The sequence below is a fragment of the Enterobacter cloacae complex sp. P16RS2 genome, from assembly GCF_014982155.1.
Classification (GTDB): Bacteria; Pseudomonadota; Gammaproteobacteria; order Enterobacterales; family Enterobacteriaceae; genus Enterobacter; species Enterobacter cloacae_M.
On record NZ_JADCKW010000013.1, the window covers coordinates 140,958 to 158,316 of the forward strand.

Sequence of the window (17,359 nt, forward strand, 5' to 3'; positions counted from 1 at the left end):
AAACCCGGCTTTGTCATGGAATGAGGCGGTGCCTAACTCGACGTTTCGCCCTGGCCTGATAAAGCATCGCTATGATCAGTAGTTGGACGGCAGGCACCTTTTTGTGCGTCATTCGAAGTTTATGTAGCGCGTCCCGAAGGGGCTGACATAAGAAGGTGAATGAGCCACTGGTTAATATTATGCAATACCCGTGCCAGAATGCAAAACAAAATATTAACAGTTTGAAATATATGAGTTTTGCTCGTTTAGCCTGTTAATTATCGGTTGAATGATTTCCAGGCTAAGTGTCGCTATTAAGCAACACCTTAACGGGAACCTTTACTTCCACATATAAATCAATGAGTTAAATGTCGCCTTTTGGAGACAGTTGGATTGCGGGTCTGTCGCGTAATTGCGACACAAATAAAAAAGCCCGGTGGAGCTTTCGCTTACCGGGCCTGGAAGGGTGTGAGGCTAAAACTTAACCCAGCTGCTTACGCGCGTTGCGGAAGATACGCATCCACGGGCTGTCCTCGCCCCAGTTTTCCGGGTGCCAGGAGTTGCTCACGGTACGGAACACGCGTTCCGGGTGCGGCATCATGATGGTCGCGCGACCGCTTTCGCTGGTCACCGCCGTAATACCGTTGGCGGAGCCGTTCGGGTTAGCCGGGTAGGTTTCAGTCACCTTGCCGAAGTTATCGACAAAGCGCAGCGCCACCAGGCCTTTGCTCTCCAGCTGAGCCAGATGCGCAGCATCACGCACTTCTACCTGACCTTCACCGTGGGAAACGGCGATTGGCATCTGAGAACCGACCATCCCCTGCAGCAGCAGAGACGGGCTTTGGGTCACTTCCACCAGGCTGAAGCGCGCCTCGAAGCGGTCAGACTGGTTGCGCACAAAGCGCGGCCAGGCTTCGCTGCCCGGGATCAGCTCGCGCAGGTTAGACATCATCTGGCAGCCGTTACACACGCCCAGCGCCAGGGTCTGCGGACGGTGGAAGAAGGTTTCGAACTCGTCGCGGACGCGGCTGTTGAACAGGATGGACTTCGCCCAGCCTTCGCCCGCGCCCAGCACGTCGCCGTAGGAGAAGCCGCCGCACGCCACCAGCGCCTGGAAATCTTCCAGACCGGTACGTCCGGCCAGCAGGTCGCTCATGTGGACGTCGATAGCGTCAAAGCCCGCGCGGTGGAAGGCAGCCGCCATCTCAACGTGGGAGTTAACGCCCTGTTCGCGCAGCACGGCCACTTTTGGACGCGCGCCGGTCGCAATGTACGGCGCAGCGATATCTTCGTTAATGTCGAAGGAGAGCTTCACGTTCAGGCCTGGATCCTGATCATTCGCTTTCGCGTTATGTTCCTGATCGGCACATTCCGGGTTATCACGCAGGCGCTGCATCTGCCAGGTGGTTTCCGCCCACCACATGCGCAGCGTGGTGCGGCTTTCGCTGAATACCGCGTGACTGTCTGCTTCAATCACGAAGCGGTCGCCCTGAACGGCTTTGCCCAGATAGTGCACGCAGTCTGCCAGACCGTGCTTCGCCAGAATCGCTTCAACCGCGTCGCGATCCGCCGCGCGCACCTGAATCACGGCGCCCAGCTCTTCGTTGAACAGCGCCGCCAGACGGTCTTCGCCCAGCGTCGCAATGTTCGCTTCCACGCCACAGTGGCCGGTGAAGGCCATCTCTGCCAGGGTCACCAGCAGGCCGCCGTCGGAACGGTCGTGGTAGGCCAGCAGCTTACGCTGCGCCACCAGCGCCTGAATCGCGTCGTAGAAGCCTTTCAGCTGGGCCACGTCACGCACGTCGGCTGGCTTGTCGCCGAGCTGGCGGTAAACCTGCGCCAGCGCGGTGGCACCCAGCGCGTTGTGGCCTTTACCCAGGTCAATCAGCAGCAGGGCGTTGTCTTCTGTCGCAAGCTGCGGCGTAACGGTGTGACGCACGTCTTCCACGCGAGCAAACGCGGTGATGACCAGCGACAGCGGAGAGGTCATCTCGCGCTGCTCGCTGCCTTCCTGCCAGCGGGTTTTCATCGACATGGAGTCTTTGCCCACCGGAATGGTCAGGCCCAGGGCAGGACACAGCTCCTCGCCCACCGCTTTCACGGCTTCATACAGGCCAGCATCTTCGCCAGGGTGGCCGGCAGCGGCCATCCAGTTGGCGGAGAGCTTGATACGTTTGATATCGCCAATCTGCGTCGCGGCGATGTTGGTCAGCGCTTCACCGACCGCCAGACGGGCAGAAGCAGCGAAGTCCAGCAGCGCCACCGGGGTACGTTCGCCGAGAGCCATCGCTTCGCCGTAGTAGCTGTCGAGGCTCGCGGTGGTCACGGCGCAGTTAGCGACCGGGATCTGCCACGGACCGACCATCTGATCGCGCGATACCATACCGGTCACGGTGCGGTCGCCGATGGTCACCAGGAAGGTTTTCTCTGCCACAGCAGGCAGGTGCAGCACGCGGTTGACCGCTTCTGCCACGGTGATGCCCTGGCGATCCAGCGCTTTGCCCGCCGCTTTACGGGTGGTTACGTCGCGGGTCATCTTCGGCGTTTTACCAAGCAGAACGTCGAGCGGCAGATCGATTGGCTGGTTGTCAAAGTGGGTGTCGCTTAAGGAAAGGTGCTGCTCTTCGGTCGCTTCACCGATGACGGCATACGGCGCGCGCTCGCGGCGGCACAGCTCGTCAAACAGCGGCAGCTGGTCGGCAGCAACCGCCAGCACGTAGCGCTCCTGGGATTCGTTACACCAGATTTCCAGCGGGCTCATGCCCGGCTCATCGCTCAGGATGTCACGCAGGTTGAAACGCCCGCCGCGGCCGCCGTCGCTTACCAGCTCCGGCATGGCGTTGGACAGGCCGCCCGCGCCCACGTCGTGAATGAAGAGGATCGGGTTAGCGTCGCCCAGCTGCCAGCAGCGGTCGATCACTTCCTGGCAGCGGCGCTCCATTTCAGGGTTGTCGCGCTGCACGGAGGCGAAGTCGAGATCCGCATCAGACTGGCCGGAGGCCATAGAAGAGGCCGCTCCGCCGCCCAGACCGATGTTCATCGCCGGGCCGCCCAGTACGATCAGCTTCGCGCCGACGACGATCTCGCCTTTCTGCACGTGATCGGCACGGATGTTGCCGATCCCGCCCGCCAGCATGATCGGCTTGTGGTAGCCGCGCAGCTCTTCGCCGTTGTGGCTGTCCACTCTCTCTTCATAGGTACGGAAGTAACCGTTCAGCGCCGGACGACCAAATTCGTTGTTAAACGCCGCGCCGCCCAGCGGGCCTTCGGTCATGATATCCAGAGCGGTCACGATACGCTCTGGCTTGCCGAAATCTTCTTCCCACGGCTGTTCAAAGCCCGGGATACGCAGGTTAGAGACGGAGAAACCGACCAGACCCGCTTTAGGTTTAGCGCCACGACCGGTCGCACCTTCATCACGGATTTCACCGCCGGAGCCGGTCGCCGCGCCCGGCCACGGAGAGATCGCCGTCGGGTGGTTGTGGGTTTCCACTTTCATCAGGATATGCGCGGGCTCCTGATGGAAGTCATAGCGCCCTGCTTCGCGATCGGCGAAGAAGCGGCCCACCTCGGAACCTTCCATTACCGCGGCGTTGTCTTTATAGGCAGACAGCACGTGGTCAGGGGTTTGCTCCATGGTGTTTTTGATCATTTTGAACAGCGACTTCGGCTGCTGTTCGCCGTCAATAATCCAGTCGGCGTTGAATATCTTGTGGCGGCAGTGCTCAGAGTTAGCCTGCGCGAACATGTAGAGTTCGATGTCGTTCGGGTTACGGTTGAGCTTAACAAACGCATCCTGCAGGTAATCAATTTCGTCTTCTGCCAGCGCCAGGCCGAGACGCAGGTTGGCGTCAATCAGCGCCTGACGGCCCTGCCCCAGCAGGTCTACGCTCTGTACCGGCGCAGGCTGATGGTGAGAGAAAAGCTTCTGCGCGTCATCGAGAGAGGCAAATACGCTCTCCATCATGCGATCGTGCAGTTCAGCCGCAACCGCCTGCCACTGAGCGTCGCTCAGGGTAGAGGCTTCCACATAGTACGCCACGCCGCGTTCCAGACGGTTAATCTGGCTCAGGCCACAGTTATGGGCGATGTCGGTGGCTTTGGAAGACCAGGGGGAGATGGTGCCCGGACGAGGCGTCGCAAGGATCAGTTTGCCGGTTGGCGTATGGCTGCTCAGGCTTGGGCCATACTTGAGCAGGCGTTCCAGCTGTACGCGCTCCTCTGCATTCAGGGGGGCATTCAGGTCAGCAAAATGGACATACTCAGCGTAAATATTGCTTACCGGAAGGTCGGCCGCCTGAAAACGTGCCAGCAGTTTAGTGATACGGAAGGCAGACAGTGCAGGCGAACCACGCAGAATTTCCATCATAAGTCTCTCGTCTTCGAAGCGCCGGGGCGCTTACAGTGTGCGCAAGGGGGGAAAACGGGCGTCATTATAGAGAATCCTGAGCGCCGACGAAACCGTTTGCGTCGAAATAAAATTTGCACAGAGATTTAACAATAGATGTGACCTGTCTCTCTAATTGGTTGCCAAGTGGCGCAAGTTTACGCAAAATGCCGCTCATTCAATGGCAAACCTTATGATTAACATGGCTACAGCAGACTGAGGCAACCGGCGTCGCAGAGAATTAACTAATTGAAAAAATTAAAGATTAATTATCTGCTCATCGGCATTGTAACGTTGCTGCTGGCAGTGGCCCTCTGGCCTTCCATCCCCTGGTTCGGCAAAGCCGAAAACCGTATCGCCGCCATTCAGGAGCGGGGGGAATTGCGCGTCAGTACCCTCAATTCTCCGCTGATTTACAGCGACGTCAACGGCAAAATCACTGGCCTGGATTATGAACTGGCACAACAGTTCGCCGATTATCTTGGCGTGAAGCTTAAAATCACCGTCCGCCAGAATATCAACGAGCTGTTTGACGACCTCGATAACGACGATGCTGATATGCTCGCCGCCGGGCTGGTGTATAACAGCGAGCGCAGCAAGAACTACCAGCCAGGCCCGACCTACTACTCCGTTTCTCAGCAGCTGGTTTACCGCGTCGGGAGCCTGCGCCCGCGCTCGCTGGCGTCAATTAACGATCGGCAGCTGACGATTGCGCCCGGCCACGTGGTGATTGACGATCTGCGGGAGCTCAAGGAGAAGAAATATCCCGACCTGAGCTGGACGGTGGATCCGAAACTCGGCACGACGGAGCTGCTGGAGCAGGTAAAAGATCAGAAGGTGCCCTACACCATCGCCGATTCGGTCGCGATCAGCCTGTTCCAGCGGGTGCATCCTGAAATCGCCGTGGCGCTGGACGTCACCGACGAGCAGCCCGTGACCTGGTTTAGCCAGCTTGATGACGATCAGACCTTCTCTGCCGCGATGCTTGATTTCTTTAACACCATCAATGAAGACGGTACCCTGGCGCGTCTGGAGGAGAAGTACCTCGGGCACGGTGATGACTTTGACTACGTTGATACCCGCAGCTTCCTGCGCGCGGTAGACAGCGTCCTGCCGGACCTGCAGCCCTTGTTCGAAAAATACGCCCAGGAGATTGACTGGAAACTGTTGGCGGCTATTTCGTATCAGGAATCCCACTGGGATACCCAGGCCACGTCGCCCACGGGCGTACGCGGTTTGATGATGTTAACCAAAAATACCGCGCTGAGCCTGGGCGTGAACGATCGTACCGATGCCGAACAGAGCATCAGCGGCGGCGCGCGCTATCTGCAGGATATGATGGCCAAAGTACCGGAAACGGTGCCGGAAGAAGAGCGGATCTGGTTTGCGCTGGCGGCCTACAATATGGGCTACGCGCATATGCTTGATGCGCGAGCGTTGACGGCCAAAACGAAAGGTAACCCGGACAGCTGGTCAGACGTTAAGCAGCGCCTGCCGCTGCTGAGCCAGAAGCCATGGTATAACAAGCTGACATACGGCTACGCGCGCGGACATGAAGCCTACGCCTACGTGGAAAATATCCGTAAATATCAGATTAGCCTGGTCGGGTATCTGCTGGAGAAAGAGAAAGAGGCGACGGAGGCCAAACAGCTGGCTCAAAGCTACCCGGTCGTGGCGCCGGACGAGCTTAATCGTCCGACAGCTTCAATACTGCCTTTTGCTGCTTTTTCTGCTGACGGCGCATTCGAAAGAAATCGCTTAATAGCCCCGAACACTCTGGTGCAAGCACCCCACCGATAGTCTTCACCTGGTGGTTCATACCCGGGTGACCCAGCACGTCCATCAGCGAACCGGCCGCACCGGTTTTTTCATCCCGCGCCCCGAAAACCAACGTCCCGATCCGGCTGTGCACCATCGCGCCGGAGCACATCACGCACGGCTCCAGCGTCACATACAGCGTGGTATCAAGCAGGCGATAGTTTTGCAGCACCAGACCGCCCTGGCGAAGCGCCATGATTTCGGCATGCGCAGTAGGATCGTGGCGGCCAATAGGACGGTTCCACCCTTCGCCAATCACCTGATTGTTATGAACCAGCACCGCGCCCACGGGCACTTCGCCCTCGTCCCAGGCGCGTTGAGCCAGCGTTAGCGCGTGGCGCATCCAGTATTCATGATTGTGTTCAGGGTTGGACAAAGGCTGATACTCCAGTCGAAAAGCGGGCGGCATTATACACGCCAGTTTTAGAGAAGACTATTCGAGTTGCTGAAGTTCGCCTGATGGCGTGACGCGCCAGCGGTGCTGGCAAAAATAGAGCAGCGGGTTGTCCTGCTTGCTGTCGCTGTAGCCGCTGTACAGGCGCAGCGGCGTACCGATGCGTTTTTCCAGCTGGACCACTTTTTCATGCCCCAGACAGCGCAGGGTCAGCACCCAGCCGCCGTAACCGCGGGCAATTTGCGTGGCGATAAGATTCACGCGCGGAAGCCAGGGGGTATCAAAGTAGACCTGCTCCACCAGCGTCTGCGGGGAGCCGGTAATCAGCCAGATGTCGGCATCGTTCGCGTCGAGGTAGCTGGTCAGGCGCGCCTGCACCACCGGAAAGGCGGCGACGTGGCCGCGAAACCAGTGCGCAAAATCCTTTTCGAGCTGCTTGAGCCGCGCTTCGCTGTGCCCAAAGGTACATCCCCACAGCAGCAAACTCATCGGCCACCGCGCCGCACGGCCTTTCACCAGCAGCGCGATACCGATAACCGGTAAGAGCGGCAGCACGAGCAGCGCATTCAAAGGCTGACGCCGCAGCAGGTAACGCATAAACGTACCAAACATATCCTGCTGATGCAGCGTTCCATCCAGGTCGAAAAAGACAACGCGACGCGCGTGATTTGCCAAACCTTACTCCTCTGGGTCGTTGAAACCTAACAGCCAGGTAAACAGGAACCCGGCGATCACCGCTACTAAGTAGCCTAACAGATAGAGCATCACTTTTCCGGTCACGATGGTTAATGCCAGCGGTAAACCGGAAAGCCCAAAGGTGATAACGGTAGCGACTTTCCAGTAGCTGAGCAGCGCCCCGCCTACCGCGCCCCCCAGACAGGCGGCGAGGAACGGTTTACCCAGCGGCAGCGTAACGCCGAAAATCAGCGGCTCGCCAATGCCGAGCAGTCCGACCGGGAGCGCGCCTTTAATCATTTTTTTCAGACGGGCGTTGCGGGTTTTCATCAGTACGGCAATCGCCGCGCCGACCTGCCCCACCCCCGCCATCGACAGGATAGGCAGCAGCGCGTTATAGCCGTGCGCCTGTACAAGCTCGACGTGGATCGGCACCAGCCCCTGGTGCAGGCCGGTCAGCACCAGCGGCAGGAAGGTACCGGAAAGCACAGCGCCCACCAGCAGCCCGCCTCGGTCGATAGCCAGAGACGCACCGTGAGCGATGGCTTCAGAGATCCATCCGCCTAGCGGCTGGAGGGCCACAATCGCTACGCTACCGGTAATCAGCGTGGTCAACAGCGGGTTGAGAATCAGCTCGATCGAGCCAGGCAGAACCGCGCGCAGCCTTTTCTCGATCCAGCACATCAGGATGACAACCAGCAGCACGGCGATTACCCCACCGCGGCCCGGCTGGAGCGCCTCACCAAACAGCGTGATCTGCGCCAGCTGCGGGCTGGACAAGATGCCCGCCATGACCCCGCCCATCGCCAGCGATCCGCCAAACACCTTCGCGGTATTCACCCCGACCAGAATGTTCATGATGGCGAAAACAGCGCTGCCGAAGATCCCGAGAATCCCCAGCAGGTTCGGATACTGCGTGGCGAAATCCCCCACAATATCCGGTCGCTTGAGGATGTTGATGATCCCGGTGATCAGGCCTGAGGCAATAAACGCCGGGATTAGCGGAATGAAGACGTTTGCCAGCTGACGCAGCGCATCGCTCATGGGGGCTTTGTATTTGGCCTTTGCCTGCGCTTTGGTGCGCTCCGCATCGTCCATCGACGCGCTCGCGCTAACGCCCATCAGCGCGCGCATGGCATCGACAACCTGCGCCGCTTTCCCCGGCCCGACGATCAGCTGATGCTGCTGCCCCTGCTTTACGTAGCCGCTGACGCCGGACAGCTGCTTCAGGCGCGGCACGTCAAGCTGGTCGTCGTTATGCACCTCGACGCGCACGCGCGTCATGCAGTTTTCGAGACGCTGAATATTTTTTTCCCCACCGATCCCCTGCAGGATATCGCTGGCAAGCGCTGCTGTTTTGTCCATAGACGCCTCTGTTAGTTTTCTAATGCCGCCCGTAAGAAGCCGTTATGCGCAGCGAGTTTGGCCCTCGCGGCCGCCGCATCCAGCCCGCTCAGGATCATCAGAATGGCCGGTTTAACATCGTGAGCGGTCTGCTTGAGCACCGCTTCTGCCTCTTCACGGCCTGCGCCTGTCGCCTCCATCACCATGCGGCAGGCTCTGTCCAACAGCTTGACGTTGGTGGCCTGCATATCCACCATCAGGTTCTGATAAACCTTGCCGAACTTCACCATCGCGCCGGTGGAGATCATATTGAGCACCAGCTTTTGCGCGGTCCCGGATTTCAGACGCGTGGAGCCGGTGAGCGCTTCCGGCCCGACAACCGGAGAGATAGCGATAGCGGCCACCTGCGCAATCGGGGAACCCGGATTACAGGAGATGGCGACCGTCGTGCAGCCCGTCCGGTTGGCGTATTCCAGCCCGCCAATGACGTACGGGGTGCGCCCGGATGCCGCCAGCCCGACCACCAGATCCTTCGCGGTCAGATTCAGATCCTTCAGGTCATCCTCGCCCAGCTGTGCATTGTCTTCCGCTCCTTCAACGGCTTTCAGCAGCGCACCGGGTCCACCGGCAATCAGCCCAACGACCAGACCGTGCGGCACCCCAAAGGTTGGCGGACATTCTGACGCATCCAGAACCCCAAGACGCCCGCTGGTGCCCGCTCCCATGTAGATAATGCGACCGCCGGCCTTAAGGGCTTCCGCCGCCGCATCGACCGCTTTCGCCACCTCGGGTAATGTCTCTTTCACTGCCTGCGCGACCAGCGTATCCTGTTGATTAAAGCGGTTAACCAGCTCCAGGGTGGAGAGCGCATCCAGATCCATGGTTTGTGGGTTACGCGTTTCAGAAACAAGTGAGCCAAGATTCATTTTTGTACCTCAAGAATTTTTAATTCATAATAATCACATTATAATGGAATATAAAATTCATTCAGGCGAGCAAAATTCGTATTTGCGCAGATAATCACATTTTCGCCAGGAGACCCTATGAACTGTTTAATTCGCATTCGCCAGCGCTACGCAGGCTTTGCCCAAAGCGACAAGAAGCTGGCGGATTTTCTGCTTTCTCAACCCGATCGCGCGCGCCATCTCAGCTCGCAGCAGCTGGCGAGTGAAGCCGGCGTGAGCCAGTCCAGCGTGGTGAAGTTTGCCCAGAAGATTGGCTTTAAGGGGTTCCCCGCCCTCAAGCTGGCGATCAGCGAAGCGCTGGTGAGCAACCCCAACCCGCAGTCAATGCCGGTGCATAATCAGATCCGCGGCGATGACCCGATGCGGCTGGTTGGCGAAAAGCTGATCAAAGAGAACGTGGCGGCTATGCACGCGACGCTCGACGTGAATACCGAAGAGAAGCTGCTGGAGAGCGTGGCGATGCTGCGCGGCGCGCGGCGCATCATCCTGACCGGTATCGGCGCGTCCGGACTTGTGGCGCGTAACTTCGGCTGGAAGCTGACGAAAATTGGGCTTAACGCCATCGTCGAGCAGGATATGCACGCCCTGCTGGCGACCGTACAGGCGATGGATCCTGACGATCTGCTGCTGGCCATCTCTTACTCCGGCGAGCGCCGTGAAATCAATATGGCCACCGATGAGGCCCTGCGCGTCGGCGGTAAAATTCTGGCGATCACCGGTTTTACGCCGAATGCCCTGCAGCAGCGGGCAACGCGCTGTTTATATACCATTGCTGAAGAGCAGGCCACGCGCAGCGCGGCTATCTCGTCCACCAGCGCGCAAATGATGCTGACGGACCTGCTGTTTATGGCGCTGGTGCAGCAGGATCTGGAGCGCGCGCCCGAACGCATTCGTCACAGCGAAGAACTGGTAAAGAAACTGGTTTGACGCGTATAATGCCCGCCCGGTTTGTGTTGTTTCTGAGAATTTCCTGATGGCGCTGTTAATTACCAAAAAATGCATTAATTGCGATATGTGCGAGCCCGAATGCCCGAACCAGGCGATTTCGATGGGCGACAGCATTTATGAGATTAACAGCGACCGCTGCACGGAATGCATCGGCCACTATGAAACGCCGACCTGTCAGAAAGTGTGCCCGATCCCGAATACCATCCTGAAGGATCCGGCCCACGCTGAGAGCGAAGAGCAGCTATGGGATAAGTTTGTCCTGATGCACCACGCGGACAAACTTTAACTTTCGATGATCACCGTCGCGCTGGCATAGTGGCGTTCATCCGCGATCGTCACGTGCATATGATTCACCCCCAGCTTTTCCGCCAGCTTCTGCGCTTCTCCCCACAGACGCAGGCTCGGTTTGCCCAGCTCATCGTTAAACACTTCGAACTGATTAAACGCCAGGCCGTTACGAATGCCGGTCCCGAAGGCTTTGGCCGCCGCCTCTTTTACCGCAAAGCGCTTTGCCAGAAAGCGCACCGGCTGCTGATGCGCTTCCCAGATGGCCCACTCGTTATCGCTCAGAACGCGTCTTGCGAGGCGATCGCCGCTACGGGCGATCACCGCTTCAATACGGGCTATTTCAACGATATCGGTGCCTAAGCCCAGAATGGCCATTACTGACGCGCTTCCTGCATCAGGCGTTTCATTTCTGAAACCGCCTCTTTCAGGCCGCTCATCACCGCGCGGCCAATGATGGCGTGGCCGATGTTCAGCTCGTGCATTTCTGGCAGTGCGGCAATGGCCTTCACGTTGTGGTAGGTCAGGCCGTGACCGGCGTTAACCTTCAGTCCCAGGCTTGAAGCATACGTGGCCGCTTTGGCAATACGCTCCAGCTCTTTGGACTGTTCGGCATCATTTTTGGCATCGGCGTAGCAGCCGGTGTGGATTTCGATATACGGTGCGCCCACGTCGGCCGCCGCTTTAATCTGGGCGAAATCGGCGTCGATAAACAGAGAAACCAGGATACCGGCATCCGCCAGGCGCTTGCAGGCATCGCGCATTTTGTCGAGCTGACCGGCCACATCCAGACCGCCTTCGGTGGTTACTTCCTGGCGTTTTTCCGGCACCAGGCAGCAGAAGTGCGGCTGGGTCTCGCAGGCAATCGCCAGCATCTCTTCGGTGACCGCCATCTCCAGATTCATTCGGGTGTCCAGCGTCTGACGCAGAATGCGCACGTCGCGGTCAGTAATGTGGCGACGGTCTTCACGCAGGTGAACGGTAATGCCGTCGGCGCCAGCCTGTTCAGCGATAAACGCCGCCTGAACCGGATCGGGATACGCCGTGCCGCGCGCGTTACGCAGCGTGGCGATGTGATCGATGTTGACGCCTAACAGTAATTCAGCCATGACAATCCTCGGTTTTCTTTTCGATTCTGTGGTCTAACGTTTCGGCACAAACTGCCTGAATAATTCGCGGCTCTTTAAGGGCTTGCCGCCAAGATACGGCTTGAGGGCAATCCGGGTAAAGCGTTTTGCTGCGCGCAGGGTGTCCAGATCGGGAAACTCGCGCTCGTACAGCGCCCGGAGCTGGCGACCGGTAAAGGTGCTGTTGTCTATCACGATACTGGCAATGAAACCTTTTTCTTCGCGGTAGCGGTAGGTCATGGTGTCTTCTATCTCGTCACCGCTGCCCGCGCAGTGCAGAAAATCTACGCCGTATCCGAGGTGGCCCAGCAGCGCCAGTTCAAAACGACGCAAGGCAGGTTCGGGCGTGCCGGTTCCGCCAGCCAGCGCCTGGATACAGTGCAGATAATCGAAGAAAAGTTCAGAGAAACGGGTTTCATGTTCAAGAACGCGTGAGATGAGTTCGTTGACATACAGACCGCTGTAGAGCGTGATGCCGGAAAGAGGAAGCGCCAGAGAGACGGCTTCGGCACTGCGCAGGGTTTTCACTTCCCCTCGCCCACCGAAGCGTACCAGCAGCGGCGTGAAAGGCTGGAGGGCGCCCTTCAGGTTAGAACGTTTGGAACGTGCGCCTTTCGCAACAAGGCGCACGCGGCCCGACTCTTCCGTGAAGACGTCCAGCATAAGGCTGGTTTCGCTCCAGGGACGACTATGCAGGACAAAGGCGCGCTGCCATCCATCCATATGCGCGTCGTCTTAAGTTACTGGTCTTCGCCGTAACCGAGGCTGCGCAGAGCACGCTCATCATCGGCCCAGCCAGATTTCACTTTCACCCACAGTTCGAGGTGAACCGGCGCTTCGAACATCTCCATCATGTCCTTACGGGCTTCAATGCCGATGGTTTTGATCTTGGCCCCTTTGTTGCCGATAACCATCTTCTTCTGCCCTTCGCGCTCTACGAGGATCAGGCCGTTGATATCGTAGCCACCGCGCTCGTTGGTCTGGAAACGCTCGATCTCTACCGTTACGGAGTAAGGCAGTTCAGCCCCCAGGAAACGCATCAGCTTTTCACGGATGATTTCAGACGCCATAAAGCGCTGAGAGCGATCGGTGATGTAGTCTTCCGGGAAGTGATGAATTGCTTCCGGCAGATGCTTACGCACGATGCCCGCGATGGTATCCACGTTCAGACCGGTCTCTGCAGACAGCGGAACGATGTCGAGGAAGTTCATCTGGCTACCGAGCCACTGCAGATGCGGCAGCAGGTCGGCCTTTTCCTGCACGTTATCAACTTTGTTGACCGCGAGGATGACCGGCGTTTTGCCGTCACGTAGCTTGTTCAGCACCATCTCGTCGTCCGGCGTCCAGCGGGTGCCTTCCACAACGAAAATCACCAGCTCTACATCGCCGATCGAGCTGCTCGCCGCCTTGTTCATCAGGCGGTTGATGGCGCGCTTCTCTTCCATGTGCAGGCCAGGGGTATCGACGTAGATCGCCTGATACGCGCCTTCAGTATGGATGCCGACGATGCGGTGACGCGTGGTCTGCGCCTTACGCGAGGTGATAGAAATCTTCTGCCCGAGCAGATTATTCAGCAGGGTGGATTTGCCAACGTTCGGACGTCCGACGATGGCAATAAATCCGCAATAGGTTTTATCTTCGCTCATTCCAGCTCCAGCATTTTTAACGCCTGTTCGGCGGCAGCCTGTTCAGCCTTACGACGGCTTGAACCTGTGCCCACCACCGGTTCACTCAGGCCACTGACCTGGCAATGGATGGTAAATTCCTGATCGTGCGCTTCGCCACGCACCTGTACCACCAGATAAGACGGCAGCGGGAGATGACGACCCTGCAAATATTCCTGCAGACGCGTTTTCGGATCTTTTTGTTTATCGCCCGGGCTGATTTCGTCCAGACGGGTCTGATACCAGTTCAGGATCAGCTTTTCTACGGTCTGGATATCGCTGTCCAGGAACACACCACCAATTAATGCTTCGACCGTATCGGCAAGAATAGATTCACGACGGAAGCCGCCGCTTTTCAGTTCACCCGGTCCAAGACGCAGACATTCGCCCAGCTCAAATTCGCGAGCGATTTCCGCAAGGGTATTACCCCGAACCAGCGTGGCACGCATGCGGCTCATATCACCCTCGTCCACACGCGGGAAACGATGATAAAGCGCATTCGCAATCACGAAACTTAAAATAGAGTCGCCTAAAAACTCGAGACGCTCATTATGTTTGCTGCTGGCACTGCGGTGGGTTAATGCCTGTTGCAACAACTCCTGATGATGAAAAGTGTAGCCCAGCTTCCGTTGAAGCCGATTAATTACGATGGGGTTCATGCGATACCAATAAATGAATGCGTCAAAAATGCAGCACACGAAACCGACCTGAGAAAACCAACGCGGTTTCGTGTGCCGTGGCACCCTTGCAGGGCCAACCTTAAACTTCGGGGGAATATTCTATACACAACGACAGGGGATGTCGTTAGTTCGAAGAGATTTATCGTGGAAATAATTCACGTAGCCGCTAATTAAAGCGGCTACGCGTTCATTTATTGAGAATTAATGGATTCCGCCGATACGATTCAGGCGTACACCGGTCGGCCATTCGCCTTCCTGCTTCTCAAAACTCATCCAGATGGCGGTGGCTTTGCCGACCAGATTCGCTTCCGGCACAAAGCCCCAGTAACGGCTGTCCGCAGAGTTATCGCGGTTGTCACCCATCATGAAGTAATGTCCTGGCGGTACAATCCAGCTCGCCAGCTGCTGGCCAGGCTGGCGATAGTACATACCCAGCTGATCCTGCGCGATTGGCACGGTGAGGATTCGGTGCGTCACATCGCCCAGCGTCTCTTTGCGCTCAACCAGACGGATGCCGTCCTCTTTGGTTTCACCTTTCGGTACCTGGAAGAATCCGCTGGTCGCTTCGCCGCCGTTACGACGGGCAAAGGTCTGCACAAAATCACTTGGCTCAACGTTTGAGTAAGTGATTGGCAGCGCGTTTTCACATGCGGTACCGGAGCTGCAGCCCGGCTGAACGGTGACTTCTTTCGCAACCGGATCGTAAGTCACTTTATCACCCGGCAGACCTACCGCGCGCTTGATGTAGTCCAGGCGCGGATCTTCCGGATATTTAAACACCACGATGTCGCCACGTTTCGGATGACCGGTTTCGATCAGCGTTTTCTGGTAGATAGGATCTTTAATGCCGTAGGCAAACTTCTCTACCAGAATAAAATCACCAATCAGCAGCGTTGGCATCATTGAACCTGATGGGATTTGGAACGGCTCGTAAATAAACGAACGTACCACCAGCACAATTGCCAGCACCGGAAATACCGAGGCACCCGTTTCCAGCCAGCCCGGTTTCGGGCCGACTTTCTTCAGGGTTTTCGCGTCAATCCCATCGCCAGTGGCTGCCTGTGCGGCAGCCTGACGTTCACGACGTTTTGGGGCGAAGATAAACTTATCCAGACACCACAGCAGACCTGTCACCAGGGTAGCAATGACCAGGATCAGGGCAAACATGTTCGCCATGCCAACTCCTTAGGGTTATTTGCCGTCTTTACCAACATGAAGAATGGCAAGGAATGCTTCCTGCGGCAGCTCGACGTTACCGACCTGCTTCATACGCTTCTTACCTTCTTTCTGCTTCTGCAGCAGCTTTTTCTTACGACTGACGTCACCGCCATAGCACTTCGCCAGAACGTTTTTACGCAGCTGTTTCACGGTTGAACGCGCGATAATGTGGTTGCCAATCGCCGCCTGAATCGCGATATCGAACTGCTGACGCGGGATCAGATCTTTCATTTTCTCAACCAACTCGCGGCCACGGTACGGCGCGTTGTCGTTGTGGGTGATCAGCGCCAGCGCATCCACACGCTCGCCGTTGATCAGCACGTCCACACGCACCATGTTGGAGGCCTGGAAGCGTTTGAAGTTGTAATCCAGTGACGCATAGCCACGGGAGGTCGACTTCAGACGGTCGAAGAAGTCGAGAACCACTTCCGCCATTGGGATTTCATAGGTCAGCGCCACCTGGTTACCGTGGTAAACCATGTTGGTCTGCACGCCACGCTTCTCAATACACAGCGTAATGACGTTACCCAGGAATTCCTGCGGCAGCAGCATGTGACACTCTGCGATAGGCTCACGCAGCTCCTGAATGTTGTTCAGCGGCGGCAGCTTGGACGGGCTATCGACGTAGATCACTTCTTTCGAGGTGGTTTCAACTTCATAGACTACGGTCGGCGCCGTGGTGATCAGATCCAGATCGTATTCACGCTCCAGACGCTCCTGAATGATCTCCATGTGCAGCAGACCAAGGAAGCCACAGCGGAAGCCGAAGCCCAGCGCCGTTGAGCTTTCTGGCTCGTAGAACAGTGAAGCATCGTTCAGGCTCAGTTTACCGAGCGCGTCACGGAAGTTTTCGTAGTCGTCAGAGCTGACCGGGAACAGACCCGCGTAAACCTGCGGTTTCACCTTTTTAAAGCCTGGCAGCGCTTTATCTGCCGGGTTACGCGCACCGGTCAGGGTATCGCCCACCGGCGCGCCGAGGATGTCTTTAATGGCGCAGACCAGCCAGCCTACCTCGCCGCATCTCAGCTCGGTACGGTCAACCTGTTTTGGCGTGAAGATGCCCAGACGGTCGGCGTTGTAGACCTGTCCGGTACTCATTACCTTGATTTTGTCGCCTTTACGCATGGTGCCGTTTTTAATACGCACCAGAGAGACAACGCCCAGATAGTTATCGAACCAGGAGTCGATAATCAGCGCCTGCAGCGGGGCATCCGGATCGCCTTCCGGAGCCGGAATGTCACGCACCAGGCGTTCCAGCACGTCGGTCACGCCGACACCGGTTTTAGCAGAGCAGCGCACGGCATCGGTCGCGTCAATGCCGACAATATCTTCAATCTCTTCCGCGACGCGCTCAGGATCGGCGGCTGGCAGGTCGATCTTGTTCAGAACCGGCACAACTTCGAGATCCATTTCCATCGCGGTGTAGCAGTTTGCCAGGGTCTGGGCTTCAACACCCTGCCCGGCATCCACCACCAGCAGCGCGCCTTCACAGGCCGCGAGCGAGCGTGAAACCTCATAGGAGAAGTCAACGTGGCCTGGGGTGTCGATAAAGTTCAGTTGATAGGTTTCACCATCAGCCGCTTTGTAATCAAGCGTAACGCTCTGCGCCTTGATGGTGATACCGCGTTCGCGTTCCAGGTCCATGGAGTCCAGAACCTGGGCTTCCATTTCACGATCAGACAGGCCACCGCAAATCTGGATAATACGGTCAGACAGCGTCGACTTACCGTGGTCAATGTGAGCAATGATCGAAAAGTTACGTATGTTCTTCATATAGTTAAATAATTATGCCTTACGAATTCCTGGAGGCCGCTGTTCTTAGCCTGACGTTTTTCAGTGCGAAAACGCAGCATTCTACACTACATCCTCGCTACC

Annotated in this window: 15 protein-coding genes; 3 read left to right on the top strand and 12 right to left on the bottom strand. The window is 57.4% G+C overall.

Annotated elements, in window-relative coordinates:
• Window positions 1-460 precede the first annotated feature (460 nt).
• Window positions 461-4,348, bottom strand: a complete 3,888-nt coding sequence (gene purL, locus INF68_RS09645; protein ID WP_109845510.1) for a phosphoribosylformylglycinamidine synthase — start codon at window positions 4,346-4,348, stop codon at window positions 461-463.
• A gap of 267 nt (window positions 4,349-4,615) precedes the next feature.
• Here purL and mltF point away from each other — a divergent pair, with 267 nt between their 5' ends.
• Window positions 4,616-6,166 carry a membrane-bound lytic murein transglycosylase MltF gene (gene mltF / locus INF68_RS09650; RefSeq protein WP_109845511.1) on the top strand — a complete coding sequence of 517 codons (1,551 nt, stop codon included), beginning with the start codon at window positions 4,616-4,618 and terminating at the stop codon, window positions 6,164-6,166.
• Here mltF and tadA read toward each other — a convergent pair.
• From tadA to murQ, 4 genes are read right to left on the bottom strand one after another with little or no spacing between them, the layout of a single operon-like run.
• The gene (gene tadA / locus INF68_RS09655; RefSeq protein ID WP_109845512.1) at window positions 6,054-6,593 is read right to left on the bottom strand and encodes a tRNA adenosine(34) deaminase TadA; all 540 of its coding nucleotides are present in this window, start codon (window positions 6,591-6,593) and stop codon (window positions 6,054-6,056) included. The genes mltF and tadA overlap by 113 nt on opposite strands.
• Window positions 6,594-6,617: 24 nt before the next feature.
• A complete protein-coding gene (gene yfhb / locus INF68_RS09660; protein WP_039263757.1) occupies window positions 6,618-7,253 on the bottom strand; it encodes a phosphatidylglycerophosphatase C in 636 nt (211 codons plus the stop codon).
• Window positions 7,254-7,256: 3 nt separating this feature from the next.
• Window positions 7,257-8,618, bottom strand: coding sequence for a PTS transporter subunit EIIC (locus tag INF68_RS09665; RefSeq protein ID WP_126787290.1), 1,362 nt, complete (start codon window positions 8,616-8,618; stop codon window positions 7,257-7,259).
• 11 nt (window positions 8,619-8,629) lie between these two features.
• The gene (murQ, locus tag INF68_RS09670) at window positions 8,630-9,523 is read right to left on the bottom strand and encodes an N-acetylmuramic acid 6-phosphate etherase (RefSeq protein WP_126787291.1); all 894 of its coding nucleotides are present in this window, start codon (window positions 9,521-9,523) and stop codon (window positions 8,630-8,632) included.
• Between the two features lie 117 nt (window positions 9,524-9,640).
• Between murQ and INF68_RS09675 the strand changes: the two genes are divergently transcribed.
• A complete protein-coding gene (locus INF68_RS09675) occupies window positions 9,641-10,489 on the top strand; it encodes a MurR/RpiR family transcriptional regulator (protein ID WP_023333056.1) in 849 nt (282 codons plus the stop codon).
• A gap of 46 nt (window positions 10,490-10,535) precedes the next feature.
• Window positions 10,536-10,796: a YfhL family 4Fe-4S dicluster ferredoxin gene (locus INF68_RS09680; RefSeq protein WP_109845516.1), complete on the top strand. Its 261-nt coding sequence runs from the start codon at window positions 10,536-10,538 to the stop codon at window positions 10,794-10,796.
• Here the strand turns inward: INF68_RS09680 and acpS are convergent.
• From acpS to lepA, 7 genes are all read right to left on the bottom strand, one after another.
• Window positions 10,793-11,173: a holo-ACP synthase gene (gene acpS, locus INF68_RS09685; protein ID WP_023294331.1), complete on the bottom strand. Its 381-nt coding sequence runs from the start codon at window positions 11,171-11,173 to the stop codon at window positions 10,793-10,795. The two genes, INF68_RS09680 and acpS, sit on opposite strands and share 4 nt — an antisense overlap.
• Window positions 11,173-11,904, bottom strand: coding sequence for a pyridoxine 5'-phosphate synthase (gene pdxJ, locus INF68_RS09690; RefSeq protein ID WP_109845517.1), 732 nt, complete (start codon window positions 11,902-11,904; stop codon window positions 11,173-11,175). The genes acpS and pdxJ overlap by 1 nt, the downstream gene beginning before the upstream one ends.
• 33 nt (window positions 11,905-11,937) lie before the next feature.
• Window positions 11,938-12,645: a DNA repair protein RecO gene (recO, locus tag INF68_RS09695; RefSeq protein ID WP_023308846.1), complete on the bottom strand. Its 708-nt coding sequence runs from the start codon at window positions 12,643-12,645 to the stop codon at window positions 11,938-11,940.
• Between the two features lie 17 nt (window positions 12,646-12,662).
• A complete protein-coding gene (era, locus tag INF68_RS09700) occupies window positions 12,663-13,568 on the bottom strand; it encodes a GTPase Era (protein ID WP_023308847.1) in 906 nt (301 codons plus the stop codon).
• Window positions 13,565-14,245: a ribonuclease III gene (rnc, locus tag INF68_RS09705; protein WP_003860711.1), complete on the bottom strand. Its 681-nt coding sequence runs from the start codon at window positions 14,243-14,245 to the stop codon at window positions 13,565-13,567. The genes era and rnc overlap by 4 nt, the downstream gene beginning before the upstream one ends.
• Before the next feature lie 222 nt (window positions 14,246-14,467).
• Window positions 14,468-15,442, bottom strand: coding sequence for a signal peptidase I (gene lepB, locus INF68_RS09710; RefSeq protein WP_023308848.1), 975 nt, complete (start codon window positions 15,440-15,442; stop codon window positions 14,468-14,470).
• Between the two features lie 15 nt (window positions 15,443-15,457).
• Entirely contained in the window at window positions 15,458-17,257 is a 1,800-nt protein-coding gene (gene lepA / locus INF68_RS09715; protein ID WP_109845519.1) for a translation elongation factor 4, read from the bottom strand.
• Window positions 17,258-17,359 lie beyond the last annotated feature (102 nt).

Bases quoted from the DNA above. Each gene is read 5' to 3' on its own strand.
- murQ (WP_126787291.1), bottom strand. From the start codon at position 9,523: ATGAATCTTGGCTCACTTGTTTCTGAAACGCGTAACCCACAAACCATG.
- lepB (WP_023308848.1), bottom strand. From the start codon at position 15,442: ATGGCGAACATGTTTGCCCTGATCCTGGTCATTGCTACCCTGGTGACA.
- rnc (WP_003860711.1), bottom strand. From the start codon at position 14,245: ATGAACCCCATCGTAATTAATCGGCTTCAACGGAAGCTGGGCTACACT.
- acpS (WP_023294331.1), bottom strand. From the start codon at position 11,173: ATGGCCATTCTGGGCTTAGGCACCGATATCGTTGAAATAGCCCGTATT.
- INF68_RS09680 (WP_109845516.1), top strand. From the start codon at position 10,536: ATGGCGCTGTTAATTACCAAAAAATGCATTAATTGCGATATGTGCGAG.
- INF68_RS09675 (WP_023333056.1), top strand. From the start codon at position 9,641: ATGAACTGTTTAATTCGCATTCGCCAGCGCTACGCAGGCTTTGCCCAA.
- tadA (WP_109845512.1), bottom strand. From the start codon at position 6,593: ATGCCGCCCGCTTTTCGACTGGAGTATCAGCCTTTGTCCAACCCTGAA.
- era (WP_023308847.1), bottom strand. From the start codon at position 13,568: ATGAGCGAAGATAAAACCTATTGCGGATTTATTGCCATCGTCGGACGT.
- recO (WP_023308846.1), bottom strand. From the start codon at position 12,645: ATGGATGGATGGCAGCGCGCCTTTGTCCTGCATAGTCGTCCCTGGAGC.
- pdxJ (WP_109845517.1), bottom strand. From the start codon at position 11,904: ATGGCTGAATTACTGTTAGGCGTCAACATCGATCACATCGCCACGCTG.
- INF68_RS09665 (WP_126787290.1), bottom strand. From the start codon at position 8,618: ATGGACAAAACAGCAGCGCTTGCCAGCGATATCCTGCAGGGGATCGGT.
- lepA (WP_109845519.1), bottom strand. From the start codon at position 17,257: ATGAAGAACATACGTAACTTTTCGATCATTGCTCACATTGACCACGGT.
- purL (WP_109845510.1), bottom strand. From the start codon at position 4,348: ATGATGGAAATTCTGCGTGGTTCGCCTGCACTGTCTGCCTTCCGTATC.